Genomic DNA, 9,830 nt, shown 5'->3' on the forward strand with positions numbered 1-9,830 from the left:
CTATGATCGTAGATAAAGGCTGGAAATACCATACAAGTGTAACGAGACAACGTTGGAGCATCGCGACGACGACCCTTGAGGGTGAGACGCAGTCGAATAAAAAAAGGCTGTTCATTTTAAAACATCGTAGTTTTGAATCCAGTGAGGAAATAATAGGGATAAAGGGAACTCGCTCTGCTCAAACAACCTTCATCCTAGCCCATTATTTCTTGAGGCAATCAGTGATTCGAACTTAGGGAAATAATTATAAAAAAACGCCTATAAGTAGGGGGGTGGCTTTTCTAGGCTTATCAGAAGTCAGAAATGACAAGTTAAATATGTAGAATTGTTTTAAGTGCTATCATGTGCTAGCATCGTTAAAATTATAGCTAGTAGGAGTCAGATAATGGCAAATTTAAGTATAAGAAAGCTGGATGATAAAGTTGTTGAAAAATTGCGTAATCGTGCAACCCAACATGGAGTTTCGATGGAAGAAGAGGTGCGTCGTATCATTGAACAAGCAGTGTCTAATCCAGCTCGGTTAGGTGATATGGCCTTACAGTATTTTGGTAAAGAGCAGGGGCTAGACTTGCAAATCCCGGATCATAAACCTCATCAACCAATACAACTGTAGGAATGATATTACTTGATACCAATATTGTATCGGAGATGATGCGCCCAGACCCGAACTCAAACGTAATTTCCTGGCTTAATGAGCAACAAACCCCACAACTTTTTCTAAGTAGTATCACCATAGCAGAGGTTGGGTATGGCTTATACGTTCTTCCAGAAGGAAAACGTAAGCAACAATTACAACTTCGTTTTGAACAATTTACTAAAAAAGCATTTTCATACCGTATTCTGGATTTCACCGAGCAAGCCGCGAAAAACTTCGCCAGAGTGATGGGAGACAAACACCAAGCTGGTCGTCCCATGAGTGTTCCAGATGGACAAATAGCCGCAATTGCTTTAGCAAATGGTTTTGCGTTGGCGACAAGAAATATAAAGGATTTCGAAGATTGTGGAGTTGAGTTGCTTAATCCTTTTGAAGGGTAGCTTTTCTAGGCTCATCAGGAGCCAGAAAAGTTCGTCGTAGATTCCGTAAGGAATCGTCGACGTACAATGATCGATAAACCGCTAAATCTATTAAGTCTCAATTGTATTAGAACTAGTCGCATACCAAATGCCAAGAATGACGAGTCAAATCATCATTCGGCTAAAGCCTCACCCTGCGGGTCAGCTAAAGCTGTTGTCTCATTTCATTCGGCTGAGTTATTCGTTTTAAACAACAAAACGATAAGCTCACTAAAGCCCGTCGTAAATTCCGTAAGGAATCGTCGAGGAACAATGGTCAATTAACCAAGAACGTTTTAGTTTCATAATTTTTTCGGTTAAACGCTCACCAAGATCTCATATAATGACTCCCTCAATAGACGTATTTGTGTGAATTATGAATTTAGATGATTTTGAATCAGACATTAACCCAACCATCATGAAGCGCGGGGAAGACTACTTCAACAAAGGATTGGTAGAAGATTTGAACGAATTCCATGCAGGATTATGGGAAGCTTCAATCGAAGGAACAGAAATCTACGAAGTTGAAGTGATGTTAGGTGGCTGGAACCATAATTCAATCAGGCAATGGTATTGCAGTTGCCCTTACAATGGCCCCATCTGTAAACATGTTGTGGCTACATTGCTAAGTATTCGTAACAACGATGTTAAGACAACCTCAAATGTCATCGCTCTAAAAGCTAAGCAACCCACCAGAGAAGAACAACTTGAAGCGATCATTGCTGAAATAAGTCCTGATAAAGCAAAGAAAATCAAAGCAACACTGAATTCTCAGAGTGACATAGGCAAAAAACTAACCGCTACGAATTACCGCACCCGATTTCACGCTATTATTAAAAAATATTCCTCAAGAGGGATGATTGACTACCAGTCCGCGAAAGGGTTTTCTCGTGAAACATGGGAGTTAACGCAGGCACTTAATTCATCAAAAATCGCTGCAAAAGTACGAGTAGACAGCTGCTTTAAAATCCTTGAAAGCATGATGAATAAAGTCGTCAATGCTATCGACGACTCTAATGGTGACTTGGCAGATCTTGTAATAGATATAGCAGATGTGCTCGACGGTGCTTTCCCTGAATTAACTACAACGCAACAATTAAGATGTTACCAGCAAGTATTATTCTGGGAGTTTGAAAGCGAGCTGGGAGCTTATGGACTTGAACAATATTTAGATCATCTTAGTGTAAAATGGGCCAGTAACAAGGTAGGCCTTCAGGAAATCTACTTTCAAGCAATAGATAAAGCCTTAACTGATACAAGTAGTACATGGGAACTTGAGTCACTCAATAAGAAGAAACTCGAGCAACTATCAGATTGGGGTCGAACAACAGAAGCTGAAGAATTCGCCTTAGAAAAAATCGAAATCCCCGAGATTCGCAGAATATTTGTGGATAAAGCGATAAAAGAACAAGATTACACTACGGCTCGATCTTTAATTAAACAAGGTATTAAATTATCAAGAGATCGACAACATCCTGGTACCGAAGCAGACTGGCGAGAAGTTCTGATTGATATCGCAACGCAGACCAACGACGTTGATAGTCTGCGCTCAGAAATATTGAAACTGCAAAAAGGATCGGCTTTTAAAATTGAGTTATACCGCAGATTAAAAGCCAGCTACACCGCAACTGAATGGAAAACAGTGCAAGCTGAATACGCCACTAAAATGCTGGGAAAATACCGACAAATTTATGGTCAGTCAGAAATATACGCCGAAGAAAAGCAGCTTAGAGAATTATTTGATTTAATTCAAAGCAATGAATACGAAGCGAGTAGCTTGTTCAAACGCCATTTAAATATTCTCAATGCAGAGTTTCCTGAAGAAAGCGCCAACTTTTATGCAATTATTATTCAACATGAATTAAAACAAACGCACCGTAAAATTTATCAGCAAGCGGTCAGAGATATAAAAAAGTTACAAAAGTTGCCAATGGGTGAAGCTATTGCCAAGCAACTCATACGTGAAGTAACCTTACAATATAAAAACCGACCCTCCATGTTAGAAATTTTTAAAAAGGCCTTTGGCGATGTCGACTCAGCTAAATAGTTAGTGAAATAACAAGCAAGATGGATTATTAATTTATGGATAGATACAACCCTTCAAAAAACATAGAACCAGATGTTTGGCTAGCCCTTGATGAAGATGAAAGGCTGGGATTGATTGAAGAATATGTGCAGAATGAAGAAGATGAAATAGATGACTCAATTGTTTCTATCCATGCGACGGCACATTGTATTGTCGAAAATCAACTAGCCCAAAAAGAAAAAGAAACAGAAGACGCATATGCAAGATTAAGGCGCCAAGGCTTAAACAGACACGAAACAATACATGCGGTTGCTTCAGTGGTATTTGGACATATAAACGACGCACTAGGAACAGAAGATAAAGACCTAACAACTCGTTATAAAAGCCGACTTAGGAAGTTAACCGCTAAAAGATGGCTAAAAGGCAAATACTAAATAGTTTTCAACTATGATTTCGTAGCGAAGCTACGAGTTATTTTGTTGTCTGCGTCAATAACAAAGTAATCAGCCGAAGCGGAACCGACAAATCCATCGGAAATTCCGCAAGGAATTGTCGAAGTACAATGATAGTTCTTGGGATAAACCTATTTAAGCAATAACTTAAAAAGTGCCCAGCCGATGCGCAGCGAAGACAACGTCGGAACACAGTGACGACGACCCGTAGGGTGTGTTTTTCATTTAATATGGACAAAAAACACATAAAAGTAGGGGGGTGACCTTGAATTGTTTCGTAGCGTAGCTACGAGATACCTTTTTGTCTACAGCAACAAAAACGTAACCAGCCGAGGCGATAGCCGAGACAACGTTGGAACGTAGTGACGACGACCCTTTAGGGTGAGACGCGGTCGAATCAAAAATGCCGTTGATTTTACGACATCTTAGTATTGAGTTCAGTGAGAAAATAATTGCTTTTTTAGGCTCACCAAAGAGCCAAAAAGTATATCGCTACTTTTCCGAAGGAAACGTCGATGGGCAGGCTGAAGGGAACTCGCTCATCCTTCGCTCAAACAACCTTCATCCTAGCCCAATATTTCTTGAGATAGGTGTCGAATTTGAATGGATGGGAATTTGAACAGAAGTGATAAAAAGTGCCTGAAAGTACGGGGGTGTCATTTTTAATTATATTTCTGTAATTTCAACTTCTTTGGTTTTGTAGCCCAGCTCTTTTGTAAATTCATTTTCAACATGGCTTGTGACTAAAAGCTTCTCTGTAGAGCGGGTTAGCGCTACATATAATAATTTTGCTTCAGATATTTTATTATGATTTTTTCTTGGCATGAATCCGACGCCAGATACAGCAACAACAGGAAATTCCAATCCTTTACTACTATAAATCGTCATGATTGTGACGCTATCATCATTCGGATTAAATTCTTTCTTCATTTTTTTAGTTCCCAGCCATTTACTAGGAATACCAGCATTAACAAAAGCTAACTGCAATTTTTGCCCTATCCATTTACTATGGCAAGTTACACACATATCCATCCAAGGAATCGAATATTTGCTATTAAGTATTTTGAAAGCATGGATGATATATCTAATTTCTTGATCGTGATCCTCAAGAACCATGACTGCCGGTTCTTTGCCTTTACGTCCCGCAGACGTTGGCTCAATTAATGGAACATGATCCTCGTCACTTTCTTCTGCTTTAAAATGATAACTTGCAAATCGGTATGCAAATTTGATGATTTCATCAGTATTTCTGTAATTAACTCTTAGAATTGTAGTTCTGCCACGAGCTTGAATATTCACACTAGAAAGGCTGAAATCTAGGTTTTTCTTTTTATAAATTGACTGTGCATCATCGTATAAAAGCAATAATGAATCAGTATCTGGATTAACCATGCTTGATATCAGCTTTAACCAGTTTGGCTGAAAATCATGGCCCTCATCGATCATAATTGCTCCATACTGATCTCTTGGGATAGCTCCTGTTTCTGTGGCTTTAATTACCTTTTCTACCAGCTCATTAACATATTTAGGTCCATGAGTTGGCTTATCAATATGATAGCGAGTTAGTTGCTCACCACACCAATCATGGAAATGATAAACATTCACTTTATCAGCAATATCATGTGAAACCATTATTTGCCTGAGTTGTGCAGCTAAAGTGATGTTAAAACACAGCACCAAAATCGGTTTATCAATCGTTTGTGCTAAATATAAACTACGATACCCAAGGATAAGTGTTTTGCCTGAACCAGCCACACCATGGATAACGCGATGACCGTTTCCAATACTTCGAGCAAGCTGTTCTTGCTGCATATCCATAACTTTAATTATTTCAGGGATGATTTTTTCTTTTTTAGAAGATTTATTGGAAATTGTATTTGCAAATAAGTCGTCTTGAATTCCAGTATTGATTCTGATCTCAGGGAATATATGCCAACGAATTCTATCTACTTGGGGAACTGTTAATGGTTTTTTGAATTGATAGATAAACATGTTCCAAAGAAGTTTTTGGAAATCTTCAGGATCACTGTTTTCTGTCATTTCATCCTTACAAATGACTTGGTGAGGTGGAAGAACGTTACATAGATTAGTGTCATTAAATTGTTTGCGAGTAATATTACTCAAAACTACGCCATAACCATAAGGTGTAATTAACTTACCTTTATTTTCACCATCTTTATTGATTAATTGAGGATCTTTGGCTAATTCATTTATGAGTTGATAAGAGCACTGTCTAGCTTGCTCCAATGGATTTGTGAGAGTTTTTTGTCCCGAGTTAGTATTGATTGTGAATGTTTTTTTATTGATTGACTGGATGGTGTCAATTTTCCAATCTTTAACTTCCAATAAAAGCAGACCTCTCAATGGATGAAGAATTATAAAATCAGTGTAGCGCTGTCTTTTGCCAACCGGCATTTCAAACCAGCACAAATAGTCATCTTCAAGTAATTGTTCGATACGCCTTGCGAATCGTTTTTCGCCCGCCTGCATTCTACGAAGGCAGCTATTCAGGGATGGAATCAGCTTAGCCATTGTCATTCTTATTATTAGTTGTATTAAGGCAATACTACTTTATTCTGAATAAGGTAATAAATATTTCAGATAAACGAGTTTTTGATTCATGCTCTGAACTTGTGGATATGATGGAAGTAATTCTTTTGTAAAAAAAGTGCCTGAAAGTAGGGGGGTGAGTCTAGATATATAATTTTCTTATCTTTTCTATATATTCTATTTGCTATGGAGTTATACCCTTACATACAATATCTAGATGAAAATAGGTCTGTATGAAGAAATTGTAAGCTTAGTTCTTTCTCGTAAATTAGAAGAAGGTAAACATTCCCCAATATTTGAGCCTTTAGAGGCTGTTGATAGCCATAATTTTCTGGCTCAATACTTGTACCGGGTTTTGGCGCAAGGCTTATCACAAGTAAAGTCAAAGGAAGGGATTGATAAAGATAAAGATAGACAGCAAAGTCGACTTAATCAACAAATTGCAATTTGTAATGAAATCATTCAAGTGTTTCAAGCCAGAAATATAGAAGAAATAGAAAATTTCAAAGTATCAGAGCAAGCGCAACGCTTGATGGCTGTTTTGGAAAAAGCTACTGACAAAAAGTCACCTTCGCGACCAGATACACCACTAGCTTTGGGTTCTTTATTAACTGGAACTCAACGTGATCCTTCACTTATTTCTCAAGTAAAAAAGGAAATTGCTTCTGCAAACAGAATAGACATGCTTGTTTCATTTATAAAATGGAGTGGAGTAATGTTAATGAATGAGCAGTTAAAGGAATTCACTAAAAATCCAAATAACAAACTTAGGATTATCACTACTAGCTATATGGGGGCGACTGATTTAAAAGCGATCCAGTGGTTAGAAAAATTACCAAATACAGAGGTTAAGATAAGTTACGACACACATCGAACTCGGTTACATGCCAAAGCATATTCCTTTCACAGGGAAACTGGTTTTAGTACTGCTTATGTAGGTTCTGCAAATTTATCACAAGCAGCATTTACAGATGGACTCGAATGGACAGTTAAAATAAGTCAGTACGAACAGCCTTATCAATGGCAAAAAATTATAGGTACTTTCGATACCTATTGGAATGATAGTGAATTTGAAACATTTCGCGCTGATGATGAAGTGCGTTTGAAGCAAGCTTTAAGCTCAGAACGTAACTCTTATACGGATAATGAAACTTTTGTATTACCGAATTTTGATTTAAAACCTTATGGCTTTCAAAAAGAAATACTAGATCAAATACAAGTAGAGCGTCAGCTTCAGCAAAGACAGAAACACCTAATTGTCGCAGCAACAGGCACGGGTAAAACGATGATTGCTGCTTTTGATTTTAAGCAGTGGCGTATTGATTTCAAAGACAAAAATGGTAATCAAGAACCAAAGCTTCTATTCGTGGCTCATCGAATGGAGATACTCAGGCAATCACTGATAACTTTTCGTACTGTATTACGCGATCAAAATTTCGGTGATTTAATGGTTGACGGTATCCAGCCTGAACAAACAGATCAGTTATTCATTTCAATTCAAACTCACAATGCTAGAGACTTTACAGAACTCTTGGATGCTACACATTATGACTACATAGTGATCGATGAATTTCATCACGCATCTGCAATGAGTTACCAAGCACTTCTTAATCATGTTAACCCTGATTGCCTATTGGGACTAACTGCAACTCCTGAACGTGGAGATGGAAAAGATATAACTATATATTTTGACGATCATATTACTGCAGAGATTCGTTTACCCGATGCGATCAATAGGAAATTGCTTTGTCCTTTCCATTATTACGGTATTTCAGACTCGGCTGATTTTTCAAATTTGAAATGGAGTAGAGGTGGGTATGTCCCCAGTGAAATTAGTAGCTTACTTACTGGTGATGACAATCGAGCAGTGTTGGTTATAGAAAAAACAACAGAGACGGTATTGGATATATTGCAAACTCGCGGATTAGGGTTCTGTGTATCTAAAAGTCATGCTGAGTTTATGTCTAAAAAGTTTAACCAAGCTAACATTCCTAGTGATTTTTTAACTTCAGATACAAACAAAATAGATCGAAATAGAGTGCAAAAACGTTTAGTAAACAAAGAAATAAATTTTATTTTCGTGGTCGATCTTTATAACGAAGGTGTCGATATACCTGAGATAGATACAGTGCTTTTTCTTCGTCCAACTGAGTCATTAACAGTATTTCTTCAACAACTCGGTCGTGGTCTTAGGCTTAGTGATGATAAAGATTGTTTAACGGTTCTTGATTTTGTGGGGCAATCACATAAAAACTTTCGTTACGATTTGCGTTTTAACGCGTTAAATAGTAATAAAAAACGACGAATAGATGACGAACTTAATGATGATTTTCCCCATCTGCCAGCTGGTTGTAGCATCCAACTGGAGCGTCAGGCTCGTGAGATAATTTTAAAAAATATTAAAGAATCTTTCTTTAGAAATAAGCCGCGAATTATTCAGCATATTCAAAGTTTTACCGCTGATACTGGTCTTGCATTAACTTTAGAAAACTTTCTTCATTACTATCGAATGGACCCAGACGAAATTTATAAACGAGCCTCATGGACACGTCTTTGTGTACTTGCAGGAGAAATGGTTGATTTTAATGAGCCTGATGAAGCACAACTCACAAAAGGTTTTCGTCGTTTATTACACATCAATGATCATAGTTTTATAAACAAAGTTGTAGATTGGTTAAATCATTCTTTCGATGAAAATCATTTATCTGATAATGATATTAAACGACTTACAATGTTACATTTCACGCTCTGGGGTGATTCATTCAATGCGACAAACGTCAGCGAAAGCTTTAGAAAGCTGGATGATAATCCCACATTGAAAAGTGAACTAAAAGATTTATTGAGACTGTGTAAAAACTCAATTGTGAGTGTGCCAATGGATGTTACTTTACCGTTTGATACTCCGCTTAAACTACATGGTCGATATACACTGAAAGAAATTTTAGTAGGTTTAGGACGACATACATTAAAAGTGCAACCTGCTATGCGTGAAGGGGTGATGCATTTAGCTAATCTTAAAGCTGATGTTTTCTTTGTAACACTAAATAAGTCTGAAAAGCATTACTCACCTACGACTTTATATGAGGACTATGCAATTAATGAGTCACTGTTTCATTGGCAGAGCCAGTCCAATACATCAGCAGAATCACCAACAGGTAAACGTTACATAAACCATCAATCTGAAGGATATACACCACTTATATTTGTTCGTGAAGAACGCAAAAGAAAGGGAGGGCTAGCAGAACCGTATTATTTTCTTGGATCAGCCAAATATGTAAGTCATGAAGGTAGCCGTCCTATTAGTTTTATTTGGGAGTTGGATTATCCAATGCCAGCACATTTGGTTCGTGAAGCGGCTCATTTATCAATCGCTTAATTCTAGATAAAAAGTGCCTAAAAGTAGGGGGGGTGACTTAACTTAATAAAAAAACGCGGTAACTCATATACGTAGGTTAGATAAGCTTGCGCCATCTGACGTATGATTTTGGGCACATAATTAGCCCCACTACTGTTGGTAATTAATCTCTCAAAACCCAGATGACGCTATCGCTTATCTAGGCTACATCCAGGAAAATTTTGGTTGCCCACAATTTTATCGACAAATAAGCCCGATAATTTCCGGGTTTATTTGTACCTGATATTTCCACATTCATTTTTGTCTAACCAAAAATGAAAAACAGCCTATAAGTACGGGGGTGACCAAAAACAGCCTATAAGTACGGGGGTGACCAAAAACAGCCTATAAGTAC

General features: G+C 37.7%; 7 protein-coding genes. 6 read left to right on the forward strand and 1 reads right to left on the reverse strand.

Annotation, left to right across the window (positions count from 1 at the left end; all coding sequences use genetic code 11):
* The 5 genes from Q1A31_RS20660 to Q1A31_RS20680 form a co-directional block, all read left to right on the forward strand.
* Positions 1–236 (forward strand): hypothetical protein (locus tag Q1A31_RS20660; RefSeq protein ID WP_299881626.1); only part of this gene is annotated, 236 nt, incomplete at its 5' end.
* 149 nt (positions 237–385) lie between these two features.
* The gene (locus Q1A31_RS20665; protein ID WP_299881629.1) at positions 386–613 is read left to right on the forward strand and encodes an Arc family DNA-binding protein; all 228 of its coding nucleotides are present in this window, start codon (positions 386–388) and stop codon (positions 611–613) included.
* A gap of 2 nt (positions 614–615) precedes the next feature.
* Complete coding sequence (locus tag Q1A31_RS20670; RefSeq protein WP_299881632.1) at positions 616–1,035, forward strand: type II toxin-antitoxin system VapC family toxin; 420 nt, start codon at positions 616–618, stop codon at positions 1,033–1,035.
* A 394-nt stretch (positions 1,036–1,429) separates the two neighbouring features.
* Positions 1,430–3,100 (forward strand): SWIM zinc finger domain-containing protein, encoded by a 1,671-nt coding sequence (locus Q1A31_RS20675; protein ID WP_299881635.1) that lies wholly within the window; start codon positions 1,430–1,432, stop codon positions 3,098–3,100.
* 35 nt (positions 3,101–3,135) lie between these two features.
* Entirely contained in the window at positions 3,136–3,513 is a 378-nt protein-coding gene (locus Q1A31_RS20680; RefSeq protein WP_299881638.1) for a hypothetical protein, read from the forward strand.
* Positions 3,514–4,197: 684 nt separating this feature from the next.
* Here Q1A31_RS20680 and Q1A31_RS20685 read toward each other — a convergent pair.
* On the reverse strand, positions 4,198–6,063 hold the full coding sequence (locus Q1A31_RS20685) for a DEAD/DEAH box helicase (protein ID WP_299881639.1): 1,866 nt from the start codon (positions 6,061–6,063) through the stop codon (positions 4,198–4,200).
* Positions 6,064–6,298: 235 nt separating this feature from the next.
* Between Q1A31_RS20685 and Q1A31_RS20690 the strand changes: the two genes are divergently transcribed.
* Positions 6,299–9,457 (forward strand): DUF3427 domain-containing protein, encoded by a 3,159-nt coding sequence (locus Q1A31_RS20690; RefSeq protein ID WP_299881642.1) that lies wholly within the window; start codon positions 6,299–6,301, stop codon positions 9,455–9,457.
* The last annotated feature ends 373 nt before the right edge of the window (positions 9,458–9,830 follow it).

The organism is uncultured Cocleimonas sp., from assembly GCF_947495625.1.
In the GTDB taxonomy this organism is placed as follows: domain Bacteria; phylum Pseudomonadota; class Gammaproteobacteria; order Thiotrichales; family Thiotrichaceae; genus Cocleimonas.

Coding starts and splice junctions, on each gene's coding strand:
- Q1A31_RS20665 (WP_299881629.1), top strand. CDS start 386: ATGGCAAATTTAAGTATAAGAAAGCTGGATGATAAAGTTGTTGAAAAA.
- Q1A31_RS20670 (WP_299881632.1), top strand. CDS start 616: ATGATATTACTTGATACCAATATTGTATCGGAGATGATGCGCCCAGAC.
- Q1A31_RS20675 (WP_299881635.1), top strand. CDS start 1,430: ATGAATTTAGATGATTTTGAATCAGACATTAACCCAACCATCATGAAG.
- Q1A31_RS20680 (WP_299881638.1), top strand. CDS start 3,136: ATGGATAGATACAACCCTTCAAAAAACATAGAACCAGATGTTTGGCTA.
- Q1A31_RS20685 (WP_299881639.1), bottom strand. CDS start 6,063: ATGGCTAAGCTGATTCCATCCCTGAATAGCTGCCTTCGTAGAATGCAG.
- Q1A31_RS20690 (WP_299881642.1), top strand. CDS start 6,299: ATGAAAATAGGTCTGTATGAAGAAATTGTAAGCTTAGTTCTTTCTCGT.